The 22,342-nt window shown below is 63.5% G+C and carries 23 protein-coding genes; 15 read left to right on the top strand and 8 right to left on the bottom strand.

What is annotated here, in order from left to right; genetic code table 11:
* From M0954_RS16200 to M0954_RS16165, 8 genes are all read left to right on the top strand, one after another.
* Window positions 1–674, top strand: a 674-nt coding sequence (locus M0954_RS16200; protein WP_297354259.1) for a CpaF family protein, incomplete at its 5' end; no start/stop codon positions are given.
* Window positions 667–1,677 carry a type II secretion system F family protein gene (locus M0954_RS16195; RefSeq protein ID WP_297354257.1) on the top strand — a complete coding sequence of 337 codons (1,011 nt, stop codon included), beginning with the start codon at window positions 667–669 and terminating at the stop codon, window positions 1,675–1,677. The genes M0954_RS16200 and M0954_RS16195, both read left to right, overlap by 8 nt.
* Window positions 1,677–2,693 carry a type II secretion system F family protein gene (locus M0954_RS16190; protein WP_123384230.1) on the top strand — a complete coding sequence of 339 codons (1,017 nt, stop codon included), beginning with the start codon at window positions 1,677–1,679 and terminating at the stop codon, window positions 2,691–2,693. Before M0954_RS16195 ends, M0954_RS16190 begins: the two co-directional genes overlap by 1 nt.
* A gap of 8 nt (window positions 2,694–2,701) precedes the next feature.
* Window positions 2,702–3,619 (top strand): pilus assembly protein, encoded by a 918-nt coding sequence (locus M0954_RS16185; protein WP_297354255.1) that lies wholly within the window; start codon window positions 2,702–2,704, stop codon window positions 3,617–3,619.
* Between the two features lie 23 nt (window positions 3,620–3,642).
* Window positions 3,643–4,002: a DUF3613 domain-containing protein gene (locus M0954_RS16180; protein WP_297354253.1), complete on the top strand. Its 360-nt coding sequence runs from the start codon at window positions 3,643–3,645 to the stop codon at window positions 4,000–4,002.
* 1 nt (window position 4,003) lies between these two features.
* A complete protein-coding gene (locus M0954_RS16175) occupies window positions 4,004–5,803 on the top strand; it encodes a TadG family pilus assembly protein (protein WP_122154440.1) in 1,800 nt (599 codons plus the stop codon).
* A gap of 10 nt (window positions 5,804–5,813) precedes the next feature.
* Window positions 5,814–7,205 carry a sigma 54-interacting transcriptional regulator gene (locus tag M0954_RS16170; RefSeq protein WP_133891477.1) on the top strand — a complete coding sequence of 464 codons (1,392 nt, stop codon included), beginning with the start codon at window positions 5,814–5,816 and terminating at the stop codon, window positions 7,203–7,205.
* 48 nt (window positions 7,206–7,253) lie between these two features.
* On the top strand, window positions 7,254–7,982 hold the full coding sequence (locus M0954_RS16165; RefSeq protein WP_297354251.1) for a DUF2968 domain-containing protein: 729 nt from the start codon (window positions 7,254–7,256) through the stop codon (window positions 7,980–7,982).
* A gap of 147 nt (window positions 7,983–8,129) precedes the next feature.
* Here M0954_RS16165 and M0954_RS16160 read toward each other — a convergent pair whose 3' ends face one another.
* The gene (locus tag M0954_RS16160) at window positions 8,130–9,347 is read right to left on the bottom strand and encodes a low temperature requirement protein A (RefSeq protein ID WP_297354250.1); all 1,218 of its coding nucleotides are present in this window, start codon (window positions 9,345–9,347) and stop codon (window positions 8,130–8,132) included.
* A gap of 145 nt (window positions 9,348–9,492) precedes the next feature.
* The gene (locus tag M0954_RS16155) at window positions 9,493–9,675 is read right to left on the bottom strand and encodes a hypothetical protein (RefSeq protein WP_122155659.1); all 183 of its coding nucleotides are present in this window, start codon (window positions 9,673–9,675) and stop codon (window positions 9,493–9,495) included.
* Between the two features lie 210 nt (window positions 9,676–9,885).
* Here M0954_RS16155 and M0954_RS16150 point away from each other — a divergent pair, with 210 nt between their 5' ends.
* Complete coding sequence (locus M0954_RS16150; protein WP_122154443.1) at window positions 9,886–10,122, top strand: hypothetical protein; 237 nt, start codon at window positions 9,886–9,888, stop codon at window positions 10,120–10,122.
* A gap of 118 nt (window positions 10,123–10,240) precedes the next feature.
* On the opposite strand, the gene hfq is transcribed toward M0954_RS16150, so the two are convergent.
* A complete protein-coding gene (gene hfq, locus M0954_RS16145) occupies window positions 10,241–10,702 on the bottom strand; it encodes an RNA chaperone Hfq (RefSeq protein WP_122154444.1) in 462 nt (153 codons plus the stop codon).
* A 470-nt stretch (window positions 10,703–11,172) separates the two neighbouring features.
* Here hfq and M0954_RS16140 point away from each other — a divergent pair, with 470 nt between their 5' ends.
* From M0954_RS16140 to M0954_RS16115, 6 genes are all read left to right on the top strand, one after another.
* Window positions 11,173–11,304 carry a hypothetical protein gene (locus M0954_RS16140; protein ID WP_297354249.1) on the top strand — a complete coding sequence of 44 codons (132 nt, stop codon included), beginning with the start codon at window positions 11,173–11,175 and terminating at the stop codon, window positions 11,302–11,304.
* Between the two features lie 24 nt (window positions 11,305–11,328).
* Window positions 11,329–11,847 (top strand): sigma-70 family RNA polymerase sigma factor, encoded by a 519-nt coding sequence (locus M0954_RS16135; RefSeq protein WP_122154445.1) that lies wholly within the window; start codon window positions 11,329–11,331, stop codon window positions 11,845–11,847.
* Window positions 11,847–12,671: an anti-sigma factor gene (locus tag M0954_RS16130; protein ID WP_297354247.1), complete on the top strand. Its 825-nt coding sequence runs from the start codon at window positions 11,847–11,849 to the stop codon at window positions 12,669–12,671. The genes M0954_RS16135 and M0954_RS16130 overlap by 1 nt, the downstream gene beginning before the upstream one ends.
* Window positions 12,672–12,949: 278 nt before the next feature.
* Window positions 12,950–13,393, top strand: coding sequence for a hypothetical protein (locus M0954_RS16125; RefSeq protein WP_123385815.1), 444 nt, complete (start codon window positions 12,950–12,952; stop codon window positions 13,391–13,393).
* A 19-nt stretch (window positions 13,394–13,412) separates the two neighbouring features.
* Window positions 13,413–14,990, top strand: coding sequence for an FAD-binding protein (locus tag M0954_RS16120; RefSeq protein WP_123384224.1), 1,578 nt, complete (start codon window positions 13,413–13,415; stop codon window positions 14,988–14,990).
* A gap of 101 nt (window positions 14,991–15,091) precedes the next feature.
* On the top strand, window positions 15,092–15,481 hold the full coding sequence (locus M0954_RS16115) for a hypothetical protein (RefSeq protein WP_123384223.1): 390 nt from the start codon (window positions 15,092–15,094) through the stop codon (window positions 15,479–15,481).
* A 50-nt stretch (window positions 15,482–15,531) separates the two neighbouring features.
* On the opposite strand, the gene M0954_RS16110 is transcribed toward M0954_RS16115, so the two are convergent.
* The 5 genes from M0954_RS16110 to M0954_RS16090 form a co-directional block, all read right to left on the bottom strand.
* Window positions 15,532–16,593: a DUF1571 domain-containing protein gene (locus M0954_RS16110; RefSeq protein ID WP_185090034.1), complete on the bottom strand. Its 1,062-nt coding sequence runs from the start codon at window positions 16,591–16,593 to the stop codon at window positions 15,532–15,534.
* A 67-nt stretch (window positions 16,594–16,660) separates the two neighbouring features.
* Window positions 16,661–18,430, bottom strand: coding sequence for an AMP-binding protein (locus M0954_RS16105; protein WP_122154450.1), 1,770 nt, complete (start codon window positions 18,428–18,430; stop codon window positions 16,661–16,663).
* An 88-nt stretch (window positions 18,431–18,518) separates the two neighbouring features.
* Window positions 18,519–19,820, bottom strand: coding sequence for an acetyl-CoA C-acetyltransferase (locus tag M0954_RS16100; RefSeq protein ID WP_297354245.1), 1,302 nt, complete (start codon window positions 19,818–19,820; stop codon window positions 18,519–18,521).
* Between the two features lie 152 nt (window positions 19,821–19,972).
* A complete protein-coding gene (locus M0954_RS16095; RefSeq protein WP_122154452.1) occupies window positions 19,973–20,890 on the bottom strand; it encodes a MaoC/PaaZ C-terminal domain-containing protein in 918 nt (305 codons plus the stop codon).
* Window positions 20,887–22,342, bottom strand: a 1,456-nt coding sequence (locus M0954_RS16090; RefSeq protein ID WP_297354244.1) for a 3-oxoacyl-ACP reductase, incomplete at its 5' end; no start/stop codon positions are given. The genes M0954_RS16090 and M0954_RS16095, both read right to left, overlap by 4 nt.

The raw sequence follows: 22,342 nt of genomic DNA, 5'->3' as shown, positions 1-22,342 counted from the left end.
TGTTAAACGCGCTCGCCTTCCACATTCCCGAAGGGGAGCGCGTGGTGACGATCGAGGACACGGCGGAACTCTCGCTGAACCACCCGCATGTGGTGCGGCTCGAAAGCCGCCCAGGTGGCTTCGACGGCGCCGGCGTGGTGTCGATTCGCGACCTGCTGCGCAACACCTTGCGGATGCGGCCGGACCGTATCATCGTCGGCGAAGTGCGCGGCGGAGAAGTGCTCGAAATGTTGCAGGCCATGAACACAGGCCACGACGGTTCGATGGGCACGGTACACGCGAGTTCGCCCCGCGAGTGCCTGTACCGGCTGGAAATGCTGGCGGGTTTCGCGGGTTTTCAAGGCACCGAGTCGAGCCTGCGCCGGCAGATCGCCAATGCGATCGACTTCATCGTGCAGATCGGTCGCCTCTCGAACGGCCGTCGGCGGATTCTTTCGATCACCGAAGTGACGGGTCTGTCCGACAACATCATCGCGACTCAGGAGTTGTATCGCTACGAGCCGATAACCGCTCAGGATGGCGAAGAGATCGATAATTGGACTTCGCTCGGCATCCATCCGCATTCGCCGAAGCTGGTGCGCTTCAGACAGGCTTTAGGCGGCGCGCCCGAATCATCGGGCCGATTCAGTGGCTTTGGCAGTGGTGGTGGCTTCGGCGGGGGCTTCAATGTCTAGCGTCACCTTGCTCTTCGCGGCGATCGCGCTATTGTGCGCGGCCGGTGCGCTGCTGTTATGGCAGCGCGGGGCGCGACGCGACGAGCAGGTCAGCACCGAGCGCTTTATCGACAGCCGTATGGCGCCGGCGGCGTCCGCCAGCCTCGAGCGCCCGCGGGTGGCGCCCGTGCGGCAAGCGGCGGCGGCACACGGCGGCGTGATGCCGCATGCTCTCGAAGCCGGCTCCGGTTCGCGCGAGCGATTGGCGTATCTGAAGGCGCGGCTGCGCTTTGTCGTCGACAACACGATGAACCGCGCCGGCATTTCGAATGCCCGTACGCCGGCCATCATCGTTGCGCTGGTCTCGCTATGGCTTTGCTTCTGGGCGGGCCGCGAGGGCGGTGCACTGGCCGCAGGCGTGATGCTGCTCGCGTGCGTCTGTTTCGTCTCGTTCCTCGTGTCGGTGCGAACACAAAAGCGCCGCCAGAAAATCGTGCGGCAAGTGCCGTCGTTTCTGGACGGCATCGTGCGTCTCATCATCCTGGGCAATAGCGTACCGGCGGCGTTTCAGGGGGCGATGCAAACCGCCGAAACCCCGTTGCGTGAATGCCTCGATCATGTTTCACGCATGTTGCGGACCGGCGTTGAAATTGACCGTGCACTTTCGCAGGCAGCGGTGCTGTACGGCGCTCGCGAACTCGACCTGGTCGGCGCTGTATTGCGCCTCTCGGTGAAATACGGTGGCCGGGCGGATGTGATGCTCGATCGCATGGCCTCGTTCATGCGCGATCTTGAGCAGGCCGAGCGCGAACTGGCTGCGATGTCTGCCGAAACGCGCCTGTCGGCCTGGATTCTCGCGTTGTTACCGGTCGGCATTGGCGGCTTTCTGATGCTGACCAACCCTCGCTATTTCGGTGCGATGTGGTTCGACCCGAGCGGACGCCAACTGGTATATCTCGCGTTCGGGCTGCAACTGGTCGGCGCCTATATGCTCCACCGCATGACGCGGTTGCAGAGGACGTGATGCGAGCCAATCTTGTCGCCGCGCTGGCACTGGCGCTCGCCGCTTTTGCGCTGCTGTTGATTGCCGGGCTGATACTGGCGAGACTGGCGGCGGCTCGTCGCAGTCAGCGAACCCTGGCGCATGCGCTCGATCAACGCGCACAGCAAAGTGCGGCGCTCGCCGCCGCGAGCACCGCAGCGCGTTCTGGTGATGCGTTACCGAATGCGACCGGGAAACCATCGAAACCGACCCGTCCCACCGGGTTGAAAGCCCTTTTGGAGCAGTTTGCGCACACCGGTATCCGGTGGCTCGATACACCGTTGGGACGGCAACTGGTCGCCGACGAAGACCGGCGCATGCTCGAGCAATGCGGCTTCGTCGATACGCGTGCGCGAGGATTGTTCCTCGTTGCACGAATCGGTTGTGCGATCGTTTTGCCACTCCTTTGTGGCACGCTGGCAAGCGGCCATCTCGACGGTCAGCGTTATGTCGCCGCCGTGGTCTGCGCGCTGATCGTCGGTTTCATGTTGCCGAAGTTCTTTATTCAGCGCCGCGCGTCCGCTCGCCGGCGTGGTGTGATCGATGAACTGCCGATGCTGGTCGACCTGCTGCGTTTGCTTCAAGGGGTCGGCTTGTCGATCGATCAAAGCCTGCAGGTGATGGTCAGCGATTTCCGCGGGGTGCTGCCGGTACTGTCGAGCGAACTGGAAATCGCCCAGCGCCAGTTCGCGACGGGCCGTACGCGTGAACAATCGTTGCAGCGGCTCGCCTCGAGCTACGGCAACGAAGATTTACGCGCGATCGTACGCCTGCTGATACAGGTGGATCGTCACGGCGGGGCAGTACAGGAACCGTTGAAGCAGTTCGGCGAACGCTTGCGGGAGACCCGCCGCGCGATGTTGCGCGAACGGATCGGACGTCTCGCAGTGAAAATGACTGGCGTGATGATCGTGACGCTGTTGCCGGCGCTTCTGATCGTGACCGCCGGCCCGGGCGTGCTCGCGGTCTCGCATTCGCTCAGTTCGGTACGTCGGTAGGGATGGCTATGACTCACGATTTAACATCAAAGCACTTTGTGGACACGGCGCTTGCTGTGCCGACCGGGGATGTTTCTCAGACAGGGGACCAAGGGTGCAACGTACACAACCGGCAGTTCGGGCGATGGGCCCGGCACACTGCTTGTCTGCTCGCGCTTGCCTTACTCAGCGCTTGCGCGTCGAAGCTCTCCGGATATGGCGTCGGGCCGCAAGCAGAACGCCAGGCCGATATCGACCAGGCGACCCGCGATCCCGCACCCGACGCGCCGAGCACGTACCTCAATCTGATCGAGCGCATGCAGGCTCAAGGGCTTTACTACGCCTCGCTCGCTCACATCGACGCGTTCGAAAAGCAGTATGGCGTGAAACCCGAGACGATTTTGATGCGTGCCGACGCGCTGCGCATGACCGATCAACCACAGGCGGCAGCAGACGCGTACACGAAATTGCTGCAGACGCCGCTTGCCGCGCGCGGCTACCGTGGGCTTGGATTGATCGCTGGCGCGTCGGGCGATTTTAGCCGCGCCGCGCAGCAGTTGCAGGAAGCGGTCCAGCTCGCCCCGACCGATGCGCCGACGCTCTCGGATCTCGGTTACGCGCGGCTGCGTCAGGGCGACGTCAACGGCGCACGCGTGCCGCTGATGAAAGCGGCGGAGCTCGATCACACGAATCCGAAGATCGTCAGCAATGTCGTGCTGTATCTGCTGGCGGACGGCAACAACACACAGGCGTCAGCGTTGATGGACCAGGAGAAGTTCTCGCCGGATGTGCGTACGGCGATTCGCCGCGAGGCGGCGAAGGTAGCTGCTGCGGCACAGGCGCAAGAAGGCGCGGCGCAAGCGCAGCAGATGGCGCGGGCTGCACCAGTTTCGGGTGCGCAGGGGATTGAACCGGCGCCGCGCTTGCTACAGCGGTTCTCACAATAACAGGTGGCGGAAGGGGGGCGAACATGACAAACAACGACAGAAAAGCAGGCGGGCCGCGCATGCCGAACGTCGCGCTGATGGCGGCGATGGCCGCGGTCGCGCTGGTGGCGGTCGGCGGTACAGATTTCGCCTGTGCGCAGAGCGATGCGGCACAGCAAGCTCCGCGAGCTAGCGAAATCGACCATTCAACCAACGAGTGGCTCGCGCTTCAGCGCAGCAATACAGCGGCCGCACCCGTACGGCCGATGCTCGGCGCGGAGGCCAGCCTCGCCTACAAGCGGTATCTCGAGTCGTTCAATTCGAAGATCCCCGATTTCTACGGTTCCTCGGTCAGTCAGGCGGGTGGAAGCGGTTCACAGGGCGGCACGCCGCCGCAGAACTGATATGTCGGCCTCCGAACCCTCTCTCCGCTTTGTCCGGCGGGTGCGCTTCGCGCATCGGCGCCGCGCGGGCCATGCGTCGATGCGGCGCCAACGCGGCGTCACGATGCTGGTGGCCGCGCTTTGCCTCGGCTTGGTGGTGGTAGCGGCGGGCGCGATCGATATCGGCAATCTCTACTTTGCGCGGCGGGAGATGCAGCGGACCGCGGATATGGCGGCGACGGCCGGTGCGCAGACCGTTAGCAACGGTGGGGCATGTGCCTCGGCCACCGCGTCGGCGCAGAACAATGCGGTGAAGGGCAACGATTTGTCGACCAGCGCCACCGTGACGGTGGTGTGTGGCCGCTGGGATCCGTCGGCCAATGCCGGTCAATCCTATTTTTCGACCTCCGGTTCGCCGATGAATGCGGTGCAGGTTACGGTCAGCGAGAAGGTGCCGTACTTTTTTCTGGGACCGGCGCGTAACGTCCAGGCTGTCAGCACGGCAGAAGCGACCAACGTTCGCTCGTTTTCGATAACCTCCGCCGTGGCGACCCTCTCGGGGGGACTCCTGAATGGCTTGTTGAACAGTCTGCTCGGTACCAACCTGAACTTGAGCGTGGCGTCTTATCAGGGACTGGCCACGACTCAGATCAAGCTGGGTGACCTGGCTGCGGCGATCGGTGTCGGTTCGATGACCCAGTTGCTCAACACCAACATATCGCTCCCGAATCTGGTCTCCGCGATGGTCACGGCGGCGAGCAAGAGCACGTTGGTGGGTGCGACGGCCATTACGGATCTGGGTACGATTCAGGCGGCCATTCCGGGCGGACTGCAAGTCGCGCTGGGCAACACGCCTGGCACCAACGGCTTGCTAGCCGTGGCACTCGACGATCCGCAGGCGGCGGTTAGCGCTACCGTGAATGCGCTCGACGTATTGATGGCGGCCGCCGAGATCGCCCACGGCAACTCGGCTATCAAGCTCAACACCGCGCTCAATCTCGGTCCGTTGGCGAACATTTCGGCGAAGGCGAAGATCATCCAGCCTCCAGTCATTGCGGTGGGGGAAGCCGGGACGTACGCGAACGGCACCCCCCGCGCGAGTGCGCGTTCGGCGGAAGTGCAGGTCTATCTGAACGTCAACCTGTTGAATCTGAGCCTGGGTTTGACCTTTCTCGGACTTCCGGATCTCGTTAGCGTCAGCGCCCTGAACCTGCCGATTTACATCGAGGCGGGCGACGGGGCTGCCACTTTGACAAGCACCGCATGTACGACGCAACAGGCCACGAGCCAAAGCACCATCGTCGCAACGACCGGCATTGCGGGTATCTGCATTGGCGGGGACGCATTGAATAACTTCACAAATACGACCACTGCAATGCAGTGCAACCAGCCGGCGACGATCACATCCGTGAATGCGCTAGGGATGTCGGCTGTCAACGTGTCAGTCGGATCGTCTTCACCTGCATCGGGCGTGAATCTCACCTTGCAGCCAGCTTCGACCACGCTCACCTTCAACGGCGTTCCGAACAGCGGCACCGCCTACCAGTCCACCAACACCAATGCCGTGGGATCGGCCGCTGCCGGTTTGCTGACCCAGCTCGCAACGCAGATGGCGACCTCGATTCATGCAACGCTGCTTGGGGTCGACGTCAGCGGGGTGGCCGCCCCTTTGCTCAGCGCGATCGTCTCCGTCCTCAATCCGATCCTGACTTCACTCGACGCGCTCCTCGTTCCCTTATTGCAACTACTGGGTGTCCAGATCGGCGTAAGCACGGTCCACGACCTCGGACTTGCCTGCGGGCAGGCACAACTGGTTTACTGATTCTTCGCTAATGAGAACCACCGCCAAAATCGACGAACTCGATATCTACGTCTGGGAAGGCAAGGCCGACATCGTCGACCGGGTCGCGCGCTGCATGGCGAGCTTCGATGTCGAAGTGCTCCGCGCCGACGACATTGCGATCTCCACCGAACGCACGGCGCAGCGCCCATCGCTCGCCATCATCAGCGTGTCGGTGATCGACAGCGGCGCGCTGATCCTGCGCGACTGGCAAGCTGCGCACGGCATGCCGGTGGTGTGGGTCGGCGCGGCGCCGCGCGAGCACGATCCCGCAATGTACCCGTCCGAGTATTCGCACATCCTGCCGCTCGACTTCACCTGCGCCGAATTGCGCGGCATGGTCACCAAGCTCGTACTGCAATTGCGCGCCCATACCGCGCAGACGCTCGAGTCGAGCGCGCTGGTCGCCAACTCGGAATGCATGCAGGCCTTGCTGCACGAAGTCGACACCTTCGCCGACTGCGACACCAGCGTGCTCGTGCATGGCGAGACCGGCGTCGGCAAGGAGCGCATTGCCCAGTTGCTGCACGAAAAACATCGCCGCTACGGACAGGGTCCGTTCGTGCCGGTGAACTGCGGCGCGATCCCTGATGGCCTCTTCGAGTCGCTCTTCTTCGGACATTCGAAAGGCTCGTTTACGGGTGCAGTGGTGGCCCACAAGGGCTACTTCGAGCAGGCCGACGGCGGCACCTTGTTCCTCGACGAAATCGGCGATCTGCCGCTCTACCAGCAGGTCAAGCTGCTGCGCGTGCTCGAGGACAGTGCGGTCACCCGAATCGGTTCGGCTGCGCCCATCAAGCTCGACTTCCGGCTGGTCGCCGCCACCAACAGGCACCTGCCGCAGCTCGTCAAGGACGGCACCTTCCGCGCCGATCTTTACTACCGGCTTGCAGTGATCGAACTGAAAATCCCCTCGCTCGAAGAACGCGGGGCGGTCGACAAGATCGCGATCTTCAAGGCGTTTATCGCCTCGGTGGTGGGACCCGAACGGCTCGCCACGCTGCCTGACATTCCGTACTGGCTGGCCGACGCGGTGGCCGATACTTATTTCCCCGGCAACGTGCGCGAGTTGCGCAATCTCGCCGAGCGGATCGGCGTGACCGTGCGTCAGATCGGTGCGTGGGATGCCGCCCGCTTGCATCGGTTGCTGGCGCTAGCGCGCAGTAGTCAGCCGGTGCCCGCGGAGAGCGCCGCAGAGGTGCTGGTGGACCGCAGCAAATGGGACATGGCTGAGCGCAACCGCGTGCTCGCGGCTCTTGAAGCAAACGGTTGGCGCAGGCAAGATACTGCCGGTACATTGGGCATCAGCCGCAAGGTGTTGTGGGAGAAAATGCGTAAGTATCAAATTTTCGACGAGGAGCCCGAAACTCGCGAAAGTGAGTAATAATGAGACAAAATGTAACAAAACAAAAACTGTTCAAGCAGGAATTACATGGACCACAAGTCGAAACTTCGACAGATTGCCTTTGGCGCTCTGATGGCGCTCGGGACCGTGCAGGGAATCTATGCGCAGTCTCTGCCGGATAGCGGAGCAAGTGCCGCCGTCGTTTCCCAGCCGGGTACGACAGCTCCGTTGCCCGCCACGACCCAGGACCAGCAAGGGCCGAGCACAGCGCTGACAGCGGACGAGGCCAAGCAGTCTGCCGCCGGCAACGTCGCGGAATTGCAGCAGATGATCCGGGGTTCGGAGCTGAAGGAATTGCGCACGACGTACAACGGTAGCTACGGCGCGAGCATGCTGTTCTACCCGCAGGAAATGACGTACTACGTCGCGCTGTTCCAGCAGAAGACCTTCTGGCGGGTCATCAAGACCGAGGACGAAACGCGCGCCGAGATGATCTACAAGGACTTCGCCCGTCAGACCGTGCAGCTGTCCGACATCGAGATCCGCCGCACCCGGCTGGAGGCGCAAAAGGCCTTCACCGAACGGATGATCGCGTTGTCGCAAGACCGCGCCAACCGTCTGCAGGCCGATCTTACTGTCGCGCATCAGCAACAGAACATCGTCGACAATCAGCAGCAGCAGACGCGTGCCGAAGCCACGGCGCTTGCGCAGCAGAAGAGCACTGCCCAGGCTCAGCTGCGCGATGCGCAGCGTCAGGTGCAGGAACTGCAGCGTCAACTGGATAGCGGCTTGCCGACAACCGGAACGCAGCACTGAGCGTAACGCTTGGCGTGTCGCCGTTGCAGTAAAACATGACCTCGCCCGGTTCGCCGCGCGGGGTTTTGTTGCTTTTGCGGCGCCGTTTGTCACGCGCCCGATTGGTCGCCTGCTACGCTCCAGAATGGGCGGGAGCGATGCCTGCGGCTACTCCGCGCTAGCAGGCTCCTCAGTTTGCGTCGAGCCGCGGCGCGACACGCTTTCCCAGGCGGCTACGACGATCATCACGACAGTCGTAAGGCCGCCTGTCATGAGCAGATCGGTGTGAAATGCGATCGGCGCGAGAAGCGCGAGCAGCGCCAGCCCTACCCAGTGCGATAGCGGAAACCAGCCATAGACAACGCGCTTGTACAACCCGTTGCCCGCGATGTAGATGGCCGGGCCACCGAGCAGCAGCCACGCCGTCGGCCAGCCGATGCGCTCGGGCGGATGGAGGATGATGAGATCGTCGGCGGCGGCCGATACAATCACGCCTGCTATCAGGATCACGTGCACGTAGTGGAAATATGCTGCCATCAGGCCGGGCTCGCGCGAGCTTGAGATGGCTCGGCTGCCGGCGCTGCTGCTGGTGTCGAAGTAGACCCACCACATGGCGACGCTGCCGGCAAAGCACACCAGAAATGCGATGATCGAAGGCGCGCTCCATGTTCCCAGATCCGACAGCGTGCCGCCCGTCACCACCACCGACTCGCCGAGCGCGAGAATCACAAAGGCCTGGCAGCGCTCGGCAATGTGGCCGCCTTCGGCGGTCCGCCAGTCCGCGCTGGTCGAGCGGCCAAGCACCGGTAGCGGAAAGCCGAACATCGGCGAGATGTATTCGCACAGCACCGCGACGCTCCAGCACGCGAAGCGCGGCATCCCGTCGAGCAGCCCCCCCGCGATCCACGCGATGCCTGAAATCGCGAGCCATCCGCAGATGCGCCGGAAGTTCGCGGTGAGCGGGTGGTCGCGGCCCAGAAACGCCAGCACGACCAGACTACGGCCCACCTGGATCGCGACGTAACTGATCGCGAAGACGGGGCCGCGCTCGCCGTAGGCGAGCGGCAGGCTTGCGGCCATCACCATGCCGATCACCATCACCGCAAACAGCAGCAGACGGACCTGGATGCGCTCGGGATCGAACCAGTTGGTGACCCAGCAGGTGTACTGCCAGCCGAGCCATACCGCGAACCACAGAACCAGCGTTTCGAGCGCGCCGAACGCGCTCAGATTATGCATCAGCCGATGCGAGAGTTGCGTGACGGCAAACGCGTAGATCAGGTCGAAAAACAGTTCGACGTTGGTGACGTGGGCCTCGTGCCCGTCGCGTTCGCGCAGGAAACGCGCGGAGGCACGGGTGAGCGTGTGGGCGGTGTCGCTGGACATGCTGTCGTTCCTTCTGGCGGGAGCGGGCAGGGTTCGATGGTTTTCATGCTGCGCGCCACTCGCGCGGGCGGCTGCAGGGCGCAGTAAGTCTCAGTAAGGCCCAGTCTGGCGCGGCCTGCGGCAGCGTACTGGTCAGACGCTACGTCTAGTGGTGCTTTTTCGCCTTGTCGGGATGATGGGCTGCCGGAGGCACAGGCGTGGGATGCGGCCGCTCGGTAGGATCGACGGCGATCGGGTCGCTCGCGGGGAAGGTTTCGTCGAGAGCTTCATCGAGACGGTCTTCAGCCGTTTGGGCGGGCGGCGGCGCGTGGGGCTTCGGCTTGGACATGTCCTGCTCCGCAAAGAGTGTCGAACAGTCAGGATAGCGCAAACCCGGCGCCGCGTTCCACGGCTTTTCTGCGGGCAGATACGCCGCACGAAACCACAAAACGTCACAAAAATGCTTGAAATTTAGGCTCTGTGAATCGTCTTGGGTGTGTCGCGAGAGACGGCCGGCATCGGTCGCATCCGGGCGGCTCAAAGACGAGGTGGCGCAGCTATGGAATCGAACGGATCGCGGCAGGCGCAACGCTTAAGTGCATTACATGTTGTGGAAGCGGAACTGGAGCACCTCGACTGGGCTACGCAGCAACCCATGCAGCGCATCTTGAACGCCGGCTATTGGCGCCGACGTGTGCTCGCGGTAAAAGCCGGATACGAACTGACGCACCAACAGGGGGTGCGTATCGAGCAGATCTTGCAGCGGCTGGGGAATTCGGCTCGATCGGCGGGCTGAAGCATCGGGCCCAGCGAGCCAGGCAGGCCAGCGAAGCCGGCCAATCAGGCGGGTCGATCAAACGGGTCAAGCAGACAGTTAATCAGGCGGACCAGCCGGCCCGCCTCTGCAACACGGCCTATTCCTGACCGTTGTTATTGCCGTTACCGTCGCCATTGCCCGTGCCGAACAGGCGCCGGCGGCGCGTGACGACCACCGGGCCGTCCGAAGGCGCCCGGTCCGTTGACGGCGTGCGCTCGGCTGGCGGCTGGGCGCCATACGATTCGCGCGGTTCACGCGGCTCGCGGTGTTCCCGCGGTTCGCGCGAGCCATGCGGGCCACGCGTGGTGTGCTCGCCGTGCGACGGCCGTCCGGCCCGCGGCGCGGGACGCGTGCCGGTGTCGAGCTGGATGGTCGAAATGGCGCGCTTATAGATGCCTTGCAGGCCTACCGGCGTGCGCAGCATCACCAGATATTGATCGAACGACTCAATACACCCTGTCAGGCGAATACCATTGACAAGATAGATCTCGACGCGCTTTCTTTCTTTGCGCGCTGCGTTCATGAAGTCGTTTTGCGGATGCGATTCTGCGGATGCCATGGACAAGTCAGGTAAGAAGGACAGTTGCTCGCCGCGATTCTACCCTTTTCAGGGAAAAGCGCGCGGGGGGAGCGTTCTCTGCGTCCACTATAACGGCTTGCGCGGATAGAAGCATCTGATAACTGACCCTCGTAACGTTGAGTTACGAATCTGGCGGGAGTCTGGCGGAGAAAGGCTGGCCCGGCTCCGGGCATCTCCGCCGCTCCATCGTGCGGCGCTTTATCTGTAAGAGGGCGGAATAAACGTGCTGCCGCGACGTTAACGTTGCATGGGCGACGTGTTCGACGGCGCCCTGCTCCGACTTAGCCCGCGTCCGGGCGGCCCCGCAGGCGGGCCCGTCTCGACGCACCGGCGGTCACGGCCCGCTGCGCCCGTCGCGTGGCAATTCAACGCATGACACACCGCAACATCCCGGCATCCGGCCGCAAACCGGCGCGGGGTCCAAAGCGGGTGTCGTCAGGAGACTGCATATGAAATTGTCCCAACTGGTTTCAACCGCGTGCGTCATCGTGGTGCTCGCGCTAACAGCCTTCGGCACCACGGCTTGTACGACAGCGGATTCGTCCGGCGGCGGAAGCACGAGCAGCACTGGCGGTTATTAACAGCCCGCGCGCGCCGTTCGCTGCGTGAAGTTCGAAGCGGAAGTGATTTCATGGCTCCCGCAGTTGCGCCGCTATGCGCGCGCACTGACGGGCGACACCGCATGGGCAGACGATCTGGTGCAGGACACCGCCGAACGCGCGTTGGCGCGCTGGGCGGCGTTCCGGCCGAACAGCAATCTGCGCGCATGGCTGTTGACGATCCTGCGGCATCTTTACATCGATCAGTTGCGGGTGCGCCGCGAGGTCACAGTCGATGAGGAAAGCGCGCCGTGGCGCGATCTCGTGGCGCCGCCCGGTGAAGTCGACGGGCTGGTGTTGCGCGATCTGCAACGAGCACTGTATCGTCTGCCGATCGAGCAGCGCGAGGTGCTGCTGCTCGTGTGCGTCGAGGAATTGACTTATCAGGAGGCGTCGATTGCGCTCGGCGTGCCGATTGGCACGGTGATGTCGCGCTTGTCCCGTGCCCGCGAGCACATGCGTGTACTGCTGACCGAAGGGCCGGCGCGCATCCCCACGCCGCTGAAAGTTGTGAGGACGCCGTGATGAGCCAAGACGACCACGATTTCGCTCTTCCCGATTCGCTGAAACCGGCGGATTTGCGCGCGCTCTCGGCCTTCATCGACGGCGAGTTGCCGCAAGGCACGCGCGCGGCCGTTCTCGAGCATCTCGCCCAGGATCCGGAGGCGGCCGCCCAGGTAGAGGCCTGGCGATCGCAGAAGTCTGCCTTGCAGGCGTTGTGCGGTGGTGTCTCTCAGCGCGATGCGACCGATGGCCCGCCGTCGTTCGTGGTCGTGCGCGTGGCGCCGCCGTGGTGGCGCCGCATCAGTCTCGCGGCATGCTGGCTGGCTGTAGGCGCGGGCCTCGCGCTCGCGGTGGGACAGCTCGCGTCGCGCTTGCCGAGCGGTTGGATCGGTGCCCAGCCGATGAGCTTTGCCCGGCGCGCGGACGTCGCCTACGCGGTGTACACACCCGAACAGCGCCATCCGGTCGAGGTCGCGGCTAGCGAAGAACAACATCTGATCAGCTGGCTCTCGAAGCGGCTTAACCGGCCGCTCTCGGTACCGTCGCTGCAGGAGTACGGCTATTCGCTGGTGGGCGGCCGCCTGCTGCCGGGCGAAGCGGGGCCGGCGGCGCAATTCATGTACGAGAATTCGGACGGCGCGCGGCTCACGCTCTATGTGACCGGAATTACAGACGATGAAACTGCCTTCCGCCTGTTTCGCGAAGGCAACCGGCGCACGTTTTACTGGGTGAACAGCCACATGGGCTACGCGTTGTCGGGGCCGATCTCGGAGGGCAAACTGCGAGAGATCGCCATTGACGTGTGCGGCTCGCTCGGTGGCAAACCGTCGTCGTGGAAAGAATAGATCGGCGTGGCACGAACGCCGCCCGACACCCAGCGGCAAGGCATGCTGAAACATGATGTAACGCAACTGGGCCGCGTGCCTGGCGCATTATCGGAATAGCGTTGTTCGGCATTTCGTTTACTCATTGCAAGCCCATGTTAATGCGGCTTCTGCTTCTGCCGCTCGCGCGGTTTTGAGCAGACAGCCGCATGGGCGGATGCGAGGCGAAACGACGTGGTCTTTACGGCGACGGCCGCGAGTGCGGACGCAACACCGAAGCGTCGGGACAGGACGGAATCATGCGTTATATCAAAGGACGTTGGGCAGTATTAGCCTTGTGTGCCGCGTGTGCGGGGCCGGTAGCAGCGCAATCCAGTGAGGACGGGCCGCCGTGCCAGACGGTCGCGGGTCAGGCCGAAATCAATGGCGCCATGCAGCAGATCACCGGGCTCGCGTGCCAGCAGCCGGATGGCACCTGGCAGATCGTGCAGGGCGATGACAATCCTGTCGCGCTGTATCCGACGGGGCTCTATCCGTACTACGATCCGTGGTATTGGAGCGGCGTCGTGACGGTCGGATTCGGTGGGCCGTTTATCTTCGTCGACCGGTTTCATCACCGCTTTGCGCTGAATCATATTCACTTCAGCAGGGTGGGATTCGCGGGCGGCAGGCCGGCCGGCGGCTGGCACGGCGGCGGTGGCATGCATGGCGGTTGGGGCGGCGGAGGTGGGATGCGCCGGTAGTGACAGTGAAGGAGGCGTTTTGACACGCATTTTGCCGCCTAATATCGCGGAAGCCCAGTTCGACCGGGCACTTGCCGAATGGACGGCGATTGTCGGCGAGGAGAACATCGTGTCCTCCGGGATCGACCTCGCGTCGTATCGCGATCCGTTCGCGCCCGGTCAGGCTGCGGCGTTCTCCGCGTCCGCCGCGCTGCGGCCGGATTCGGTCGAAGCGATTCAGGCCATTCTGCGCATTGCGACGCACTACCGCATTCCGCTATGGACCGTGTCCACCGGCCGCAACTTTGCCTATGGCGGCGCCGCGCCGCGGCTGACGGGCTCAGTAGTGCTTGACCTGCAGCGGATGAACCGCATTATTGAGGTCAACGAAACGCTGGCGTACGCGCTCGTCGAGCCGGGCGTCAGCTACTTCGATCTGTACGCCTGGTTGCGCAGTAAGGGCTATCGGCTGTGGGTCGATCCGCCGGCAGCCGGTTGGGGCAGCGTGATCGGCAATACACTGGAACGCGGCTTCGGCTACACGCCATACGGCGATCACGCCGCCACCCAGTGTGGCATGGAGATCGTGCTGGCTAACGGCGATGTCGTGCGCACGGGGATGGGAGGGATCGACATCGGCACGTCCTGGCAGACCTATCAGCCGGGCTACGGGCCGTCGTTCGACGCGATGTTCATGCAGTCCAACTACGGCGTGGTCACGAAGATGGGCGTGTGGTTGATGCCTGCGCCGCCCGCTTACCTGCTCGGCGAAATCCAGTTTCAACATGAGCAGGACCTCGAAACGATTGTCGAGATACTGCGGCCGCTGCGGCTCGCCGAGACGATTCGCAATAACGCCGTGATCGAAGGCGGGTTGCGCCGCGCGGCCGGTATCACGTCGAGGGCGCAGTGGTACGACGGCCCCGGCGCGATGCCGGAAAGCGCGCTTGCGGCGATGCTCGAGCACCTGAAGGTTGGCCGGTGGAATCTGCACTTCGCGCTGTACGGCACACCGGAGGTGATCGACGCGCAGTATGCGCTTGTGAAGCGTGCCTTCGCACAGGTGCCGCAGGCCCGCTTTCTGGCGAGCCGCTACAGCGGAGATGTGCAGCCGTCCGGCGGAGGCGATCGCAACCTGGCCGGCATTCCCGCGATGACCGCGTTCCGCATGCTCGACTGGCGCGGCGGCGCGGGTGCGCATGTGGACTTCTCACCGATATGTCCCGCGACCGGGCGCGATGCGATGCGTCAGTACACGATGGCGAAGGCGCGAGCGACCGAATACGGCTTCGATTACTACGGGGGCTTCACGGTGGGCACGCGCCATTTGCACCATATTTTTGCCGCAATCTTCGACCGCGACGACGCGCAGCAGGCGGGCCTCGCGGGCGATCTGCTGCGTGTGCTGATCAGCGACGCGCGCGCGGCCGGATACGGTGAATATCGGACCCATCTCGCGTATATGGATTTTGCAGCGGCGCAGTACAACTTTAACGATGGCGCGTTGCTGCGTTTGTCGGAAACGATCAAGGACGCGCTCGATCCCGCCGGTATTCTTTCGCCTGGCAAACAGGGCGTGTGGCCGGCGGCGTGGCGTGACCGGCGGGGTTATACGTGATGGACAGATGTCAGGCAAAGGCGCACCGGCGCACCGGCATAACGGCATAACGGCGGACGCGATGAAGGCTTACGCCTGAATGGATCAGACAGGTACGAACGATGGACAGGCGCACATTCCTGATGACCGGCGCGTGGCTCTCGGCGACAGGTTGTGCCTGGCCGTGGATGGCTCGTGCCGCCAGCGCACACACCACAGTCGCGGTAGTGGATGCCAGCCTCGTGGACGCGCGAGCGTTCTCAGTCGATGCGAGCCGCGGCGCGATGCCGGTCTTCGAAACCGGCGACGACATCAGCATGCTCTGGTACACGACGCTGGCGCCGCGGCTCGCTGCGACGCGAGGCCTGCTGATCGGCGTCACGCGTGCATCCGATCACTTCGTGCTTGGACAACTCGCGTTGCGTTCGGGCCGGATGGTTGAGCATGCCCGCCAGCCGTACGCGACAGGCAGCGCCGCGGTCGCTTTCCTGATGGGACCTCGCGAAACCTGAAGCGGTGGCCGGCATCGTGGCAGCGGCGGCGGTGCCGGTGCCGTTATCGCTCAGAACTTATAAGCCGGATTTTTCGGGTCGAACGTCGCATCGTCGAAGGTCTTCGGCGTAACGCTCTCGAAGACGATCTTCTCAAAGATCTTCCCGTCATTAGCGTAGGACTCCGCGGTGCGGAAATACGGATGACGTAAATCGAGTCCGAGGGTTTCTTTCTTCGCGTAGAACTGCGGCTGACCGATGGGCGTTTCGTACGTGAAGGTGACGACCCGTACCCCTTCGATGGTTTGCACGCCGATCTGCGTGGAGCGCGGCACGCCTGCCTCGACGTATTTTTTGCCTTCATCCAGATACTGGCCGGCAATGTATTCGGTGCCGAGATCGCGCACCTGGTGGTTCGATTGCGAGCGAGCCAGCGCGCCTGTCGTCGAGGTCCACAATGGCATCACGCCCAGCATGCCGCCGAGGTGCCCATACATTTCATCCGCCCGTTTGGACTCGTCGTAGATGATCTCCTGGCCCGCATGCGCGCCATCCGGCAGCCATTTCGCGTAAATTCGCAGCGGGTCGTGGGCGATGCGCACGAGCATGTGATCGGGCTTGTCGGGCCACTCGCCCTTGAGACGCTCCCAGCGCAGCATCGTGAACTCGTACGATGGATAGCCGTTCGGCCCCTCCTTGATTAAACGCGGCAGTGCGAGCGGATCGAGCGACTGGAACAACGACGTGAGTTGGGCATCGTCGAGCTTTTCCAGTTCGCCGCTTTCCTGCGCCTGCCGCAGCCAGTGCACCTGTTGGTCGAGGGTTAGCTTGCCGGCCTGTGACGGCGGCGTGGAGGGCACTTGCGCGGAGCTGGCAGCGCCGGTATCGGCCGAGGCCGGCGCGCTGGCAGGTTGCGGGGCGGATTGCGCGAGGGTCACGGCAGGCGCCAAACCCAGCGCCGCGCCCGCGAGCAGCGAGGAGGCCAACCAGCGCCGCAGCAGCGGGCGCTTGGTGCGCGTGAGCGCCGGCGCGGACGCAGAAGGCTCGAGCAATGGCTGTAAGCGGCACCCACCGTCAAGGCAGTCAGGGTGATTCAGGCGGCGATTCAGGCGGCACGAGCGTCGGTGCTTCATTCATCTCCCTCCAGATCCAATATCGGTGGAATCGAGCGCGGTCATGCCGTTCGAGGCGTGCTTCCTCTCAGGCACGCTTTTCTTTCGCGAGTTCCTCGTCGCGTAGCGCCCGCCGCAAGATTTTGCCGACGTTGGTTTGCGGGAGTTCGTTGCGGAACTCGACGGCCTTCGGCACCTTATAGCCGGTCAGATTCTTGCGGCAGTGTTCGATTACCTTCTCAGCGGTCAACCCGGGATTGCGGGAAACGATGAACACCTTGACGCGTTCGCCCTGCGCGGGATCGGGAATGCCGATAGCCGCCACTTCGCGCACATCGGGGTGCATGGCGATCACGTCCTCGATTTCGTTCGGATAGACGTTGAAGCCCGAGACGAGAATCATGTCTTTCTTGCGGTCGATCAGGCGCATGAAACCGCGCGAATCCATCACGCCGATATCGCCGGTGGCGAGCCAGCCATCCTCGTCGAAGACCTTGGCGGTTTCGTCGGGCCGGTTCCAGTAGCCTTTCATCACCTGCGGACCCTTGACGCACAGTTCGCCCGCTTCACCGATATTGGCCCAGGCGCCGTCGTCTTTCTTGAAGCGTACCTGGGTAGAGGGCGCGGGCAGGCCGATCGAGCCTTCGCAATCGCGCAGGTTCTTCAGGTCCACCGGGTTCATCGAAACGATCGGCGAGCATTCGGTGAGGCCATAGCCTTCGATGATCGGTTTGCCGGTCACCGCCTTGAAGCGCTCGGCGACGGCTTTTTGCGTTGCCATGCCGCCGGCCATCGCGAGTTTGAGATTAGAAAAGTCGCGTTTCCTGAACTCTTCGTTGTCGAGGAAGGCGCTGTAGAGCGTATTGACGGCAGTGATGCCGGTGAATTTCTCGTGACGGATGATCATCATCACGCGTTTCGTGTCGCGCGGATTGGCGATCAGGATGTTGCGCCCGCCGAGTCCCATGAAGATCATCGCATTCACGGTCAGCGAATAGATGTGATAAAGCGGCAGCGGCGTGAGCACGGTCTCGATCTCGCCGCTCAATTGACCTTGCGACCAGACCTTCGCCTGCAGCAGGTTGGCGATGATGTTCTGGTGCGTGAGCATCGCACCTTTGGCGACGCCGGTCGTGCCGCCGGTGTATTGCAGGAACGCCAGATCGCCTTGCGTGAGACGCACCGGCGTCAATGGCTTCGTATAACCGATGGCGAGCGCGTCGAGCAGACGCACCGCGTTTGGCAGGTGATACTTCGGCACCATCTTTTTCACGTGCCGTAACATGAAATTGAGCAGCCGTCCTTTGAGATTCAGACCGTCGGCGAGCAGGTCGCCGAGACCGGTGACCACCACGTTCTGCACGCGCGTGCCCGGCAGCGCCTGTTCGACGGTCTTCGCGAAGTTCTCGAACACGATGATGGTCTGGGCACCGCTGTCCTTCAACTGGTGCGCCAGTTCGCGCACGGTGTAAAGCGGGTTGACGTTGACCACCACCGCACCAGCCTTCAGGATACCGAACAATGCAATCGGATACTGGAAGGTATTCGGCAGCATGATGGCGACACGTTCACCCGGTTTGACGCCGATGTCTTGCAGCCACGCGGCGAAGGCAGTGGCCTTGTGCGCGAGTTCGCCATAGGTCAGGTTGGCGCCGACGCTCACATACGCGACCCGTTCGCGGAACTGCGTGGTGCACTCATCGAAGAACTGCACGATCGATTCGTACTGGCGCACGTCGATTTCGTGCGGCACATCTGCCGGGTACGACGCGTACCAGATGCCGTCGGTATTCGGTGCGCGCGGTGCCGCTTTGGCATCGAGAGGCGGGGTCGGCGCTGACTGGATAGGTTGGTTCATCTTTGTCTCCTGAAGCGAAGCGCTTCGTAGGTGTCCGTTTATGTATGCCTATGTCTTGGCTATGTATGGTGCAGATGCATGGCAGCAGCTAGCGTTCGAGAATCGCAACAACGCCCTGGCCGCCCGCTGCGCAGATCGAAATCAGACCGCGCGCGGTGCCGGCCGGTTTGTCGAGTTGCGCAAGCATCTTCGCGAGGCCAGCGACAATTCGTCCGCCGGTCGCGGCGAACGGATGGCCTGTCGCGAGTGAACTGCCGTTGACGTTCAGTTTCGCACGGTCGATCACGCCGAGCGTCCTGGATAAGCCCAGTTGTGTGCGGCAATACTCATCATCCTGCCACGCTGTGAGCGTGCATAGCACCTGAGCTGCAAAAGCCTCGTGAATCTCGTACAGGTCGAAGTCCTGCAGGCCTAATCCGGCGCGTGCCAGCATGCGCGGCACGGCGTAGGCGGGCGCCATGAGCAGGCCCTCTTTCTTGTCGAAATAGTCGACCGCAGCGGTCTCCGACCAGCTCAGATAAGCGAGGACCGGCAAGCCGTGTTCTGCGGCCCACGCTTCACTGGCGAGCAGCACCGCTGACGCGCCATCGGTAAGCGGCGTCGAATTGCCTGCGGTTAGTGTGCCGGCATCGCGGTCGAAGACGGGTTTCAGGCCGGCGAGCTTTTCCAGCGTCAGGTCGGCACGCAGGTTGTTATCGCGCGCGAGGCCCTTGTAGGGCGTCATCAGATCGTTGAGGAAGCCACGTGTGTAGGCGTCGGCGAGCTTGCGATGGCTTTCGCAGGCGAGTTCGTCCTGCGCCTCGCGCGCAATGCTCCAGCGCTTTGCCATCAGCTCGCAGTGCTCGCCCATCGAGAGACCCGTGCGCGGTTCGCCATTGCGCGGCAAGAGCGGCTTGAAGAACATGCCGGGCCGTAGTTTGGTTAGCGCGCCGACCCGTTGGCCAGGCGTCTTGCCGCGATTCGCTTCGAGCAGGATCTTGCGCATGCGTTCGTTGACGCCGATCGGCGCGTCCGAGGTGGTGTCGACGCCGCCCGCGATACCCACCTCAATCTGGCCCAACGCGATCTTGTTGGCGACGAGGATGGCGGCTTCGAGACCGGTGCCGCAGGCCTGCTGAACGTCGTAGGCTGGGGTTTCTTTCGCGAGCGTGGTGGAGAGGACCGACTCGCGCGTGAGGTTGAAGTCGCGCGAATGCTTGATGACAGCGCCCGCCGCCACTTCGCCGAGGCGCTCGCCGTGCAGGTTGAAGCGGTCGATCAGTCCCTGCAGCGTAAAGGTCAGCATGTCCTGGTTCGAGGCGCTCGCGTAAGCGGTGTTCGAGCGCGCAAACGGAATCCGGTTGCCGCCGATGATGGCGACGCGTCGCACAGCGGGAAGCGGGTGGGACATGCGTGACTCCTTGCAGGGTGAGGCGGGGTGATTGGGTTGTTCGGGCTGATCGGTGCCGGTGTGACGCGAAGACCCGCGCCGCTTCCAGCTTTGCGGGTGTGGCGCACCGCGAACTCAAGAGGGCGGACCATGGGTCATGACGGGTGGCCGGTTCATAGCGGCGTCCATTGAAAGCGGCCGCGCAAATGCGGTTTGTCGCCGGCCGCGTCGCGCACTTCCAGTTCACGTGTGGTGAGCGAGGGCGAGCTGGTCCACAGCGAAGCATCGCCGGGAAGCAGCATCGGCAGCTTGAATTCCGCGCTGATGACCGCTTCGGCGAGCGGCTTGGGCGGCTGCAGCGCGGCAGCGCTGCGCGCGAGCGTCCACATGCCGTGTGCGATTGCGCGTGGGAAACCAAATGCCTTGGCCGTCAACGTGGTCAGGTGAATCGGGTTGTAATCGCCAGACGCGTGCGCGTAGTCCCGCCCGAGCTGCGCGGGAAGCTGCCAGCGGGCCACCCGCTGTAGCGCATCGCGTTCAATCTCGAGCGCGGCCAGCGGATCGCCCGTGGGGGCTGCTCCGCGCTTCAGATAGACGCTGTCGCCGTCCCACACTGCTTCGCCGCGCCGGTACAGGCGTGTATGCAGCACGAACGCCTGACCCTTGTCGTGACGCAGCAACGCACCGAATTCCACCTCGACCCGCAACGCCTCGTTATACGCGAGCGGTCGCCGCAGCCGCACGTGATTGGCGAGATGCACAAGCCCGAGCGCGGGCCATGGGAAGGCCGGATCGGTCAGCATCAGCAGATGCAGCGGGAAGGCGAGCAGATGCGGAAAGGTCAACGGCACGCCGTGCTCGGGGATAAAACCGCAGACCCGTGCATAACGTTCGATCGCTGCAGGCTCGAGCAGCGCCGCCGGACGTACGAGCCGCAGCGCTGGCAACTGGGAGGGGCGGCCGCGTTTGATCAGGCCAGACAGTGCGCGCGCATACAGCTTCGCGGGTGCTGGTAACGCGTCGACGACAACTGTCTTCGGACGCACCGCGCCGTACGTTTGACCGATGCCGGAGGGCTCGCGCATGCTCATGCTCCGATCAGACTTTGACCGCAGACGCGCACCACCTGACCGGTGACGCCTGCCGATCCAGGATGCGCGAGCCACGCGATGGTCTGAGCCACATCCTCCGGTTGGCCGCCCTGGCTCATCGAATTCATTCGGCGTCCGGCTTCGCGGATCGTCAGCGGAATTTTTGCGGTCATCTGCGTTTCGATGAACCCAGGAGCCACGGCGTTGATCGTGATGCGCCGTTCGCCTAGCGGCGCCGCCATGCTTTGCACGCGGCCGATCACGCCGGCTTTCGAGGTTGCGTAATTGGTCTGACCCATGTTGCCGGCGATGCCGCTGATCGACGACACGCACACGATGCGGCCGCCGTCGCGCAGCGTCCCGGCCGCGAGCAACGCGTCGTCGAGGCGTTCCTGCGCGGACAGGTTGATGTCGATCACGTTGTGCCACGCGGCTTCGGTCATGCGCGCGATGGTTTTGTCCTTCGTGATGCCGGCGTTGTGCACGACGATGTCGACGCCGAGTTCATCGAGCGCGGCGGCGATCTGCGCGGGCGTCTCGGCGGCGGCGATATCGAAGGCGAGGGCGGTGCCGCCGAGCGGCCGGATGGTGGCGTCGAGCGCGTCTTTGGCCGAGGGAATATCAATGCCGATCACGTGTGCGCCTTCGGCTGCGAGGGCACTGGCGATCGCGGCGCCGATACCGCGCGCCGCGCCGGTTACGATGGCGCGTTTGCCGGCGAGAGGTTGGGCCCAGTCGAACGTGGTTGCGTGGGAGGTGCCGTTAGCTTCAACCTGGCCAGCGGCAAGTGCACCGGTACCAGTATCGGCAACCGCGTCAGCATCAACATCCGCACCTGCGGCAATGCGCACCACCTGACCCGACACATAGGCCGAGCGTGGTGACAGAAAAAAGCGCAGCGTCGCCTCAGCGTCGTGCTCGGCCCCTTCTGCGACGTAGACCAGATTAGCCGTGACGCCGCGCCGCGCTTCCTTGCCGAGCGAACGCGTGAGTCCTTCGAGCGCACGTTGCGCGGTCCATTGCCGCGAACTCGCACATGCTTCGGGCGGCCGCCCGAGCACAACGATGCGGCCGCATTTGCCGAGCGAGCGCAACGTGTCATGGAAGAATCCGAACAGCGTATCGAACTGGGTGCTGTCTTCGATACCGCTCGCGTCAAAAATCAGCGCGGCAACCCGTCCATGCGGTCCTGCTTCGGCTGGCTCAAAGCGGCCCGTCATCAGACCATGACGCGCCGCGAGCGATACCCACAATCCGGCGCTTTGATGCGCGACACTGGTGAAACCGGTGCGCGCAATCACCCCCGCCAGTGCATTGAGCAGATGCGGCTCGCGCCCCGCGCCGATTGCGACGAGTCCATCGAACTCAGGCTGGTCCGCACGATAGCGGCGCAATACCTCGGGCTTCGGCAAGCCGATCGAGCGCGCCAGACGCGCGCCGAACGGCGAGTTC

Source organism: Paraburkholderia sp., assembly GCF_026225065.1.
In the GTDB taxonomy this organism is placed as follows: Bacteria; Pseudomonadota; Gammaproteobacteria; order Burkholderiales; family Burkholderiaceae; genus Paraburkholderia.
Note: the sequence above shows the minus strand (reverse complement) of the source record. Positions and strands in the feature narration are given on the sequence as shown.

What these genes read in the sequence shown, in the direction of transcription:
- M0954_RS16195 (WP_297354257.1), top strand. Translation starts at nt 667, where the DNA reads ATGTCTAGCGTCACCTTGCTCTTCGCGGCGATCGCGCTATTGTGCGCG.
- M0954_RS16190 (WP_123384230.1), top strand. Translation starts at nt 1,677, where the DNA reads ATGCGAGCCAATCTTGTCGCCGCGCTGGCACTGGCGCTCGCCGCTTTT.
- M0954_RS16185 (WP_297354255.1), top strand. Translation starts at nt 2,702, where the DNA reads ATGACTCACGATTTAACATCAAAGCACTTTGTGGACACGGCGCTTGCT.
- M0954_RS16180 (WP_297354253.1), top strand. Translation starts at nt 3,643, where the DNA reads ATGACAAACAACGACAGAAAAGCAGGCGGGCCGCGCATGCCGAACGTC.
- M0954_RS16175 (WP_122154440.1), top strand. Translation starts at nt 4,004, where the DNA reads ATGTCGGCCTCCGAACCCTCTCTCCGCTTTGTCCGGCGGGTGCGCTTC.
- M0954_RS16170 (WP_133891477.1), top strand. Translation starts at nt 5,814, where the DNA reads ATGAGAACCACCGCCAAAATCGACGAACTCGATATCTACGTCTGGGAA.
- M0954_RS16165 (WP_297354251.1), top strand. Translation starts at nt 7,254, where the DNA reads ATGGACCACAAGTCGAAACTTCGACAGATTGCCTTTGGCGCTCTGATG.
- M0954_RS16160 (WP_297354250.1), bottom strand. Translation starts at nt 9,347, where the DNA reads ATGTCCAGCGACACCGCCCACACGCTCACCCGTGCCTCCGCGCGTTTC.
- M0954_RS16155 (WP_122155659.1), bottom strand. Translation starts at nt 9,675, where the DNA reads ATGTCCAAGCCGAAGCCCCACGCGCCGCCGCCCGCCCAAACGGCTGAA.
- M0954_RS16150 (WP_122154443.1), top strand. Translation starts at nt 9,886, where the DNA reads ATGGAATCGAACGGATCGCGGCAGGCGCAACGCTTAAGTGCATTACAT.
- hfq (WP_122154444.1), bottom strand. Translation starts at nt 10,702, where the DNA reads ATGGCATCCGCAGAATCGCATCCGCAAAACGACTTCATGAACGCAGCG.
- M0954_RS16140 (WP_297354249.1), top strand. Translation starts at nt 11,173, where the DNA reads ATGAAATTGTCCCAACTGGTTTCAACCGCGTGCGTCATCGTGGTGCTC.
- M0954_RS16130 (WP_297354247.1), top strand. Translation starts at nt 11,847, where the DNA reads ATGAGCCAAGACGACCACGATTTCGCTCTTCCCGATTCGCTGAAACCG.
- M0954_RS16125 (WP_123385815.1), top strand. Translation starts at nt 12,950, where the DNA reads ATGCGTTATATCAAAGGACGTTGGGCAGTATTAGCCTTGTGTGCCGCG.
- M0954_RS16115 (WP_123384223.1), top strand. Translation starts at nt 15,092, where the DNA reads ATGGACAGGCGCACATTCCTGATGACCGGCGCGTGGCTCTCGGCGACA.
- M0954_RS16110 (WP_185090034.1), bottom strand. Translation starts at nt 16,593, where the DNA reads ATGAAGCACCGACGCTCGTGCCGCCTGAATCGCCGCCTGAATCACCCT.
- M0954_RS16105 (WP_122154450.1), bottom strand. Translation starts at nt 18,430, where the DNA reads ATGAACCAACCTATCCAGTCAGCGCCGACCCCGCCTCTCGATGCCAAA.
- M0954_RS16100 (WP_297354245.1), bottom strand. Translation starts at nt 19,820, where the DNA reads ATGTCCCACCCGCTTCCCGCTGTGCGACGCGTCGCCATCATCGGCGGC.
- M0954_RS16095 (WP_122154452.1), bottom strand. Translation starts at nt 20,890, where the DNA reads ATGAGCATGCGCGAGCCCTCCGGCATCGGTCAAACGTACGGCGCGGTG.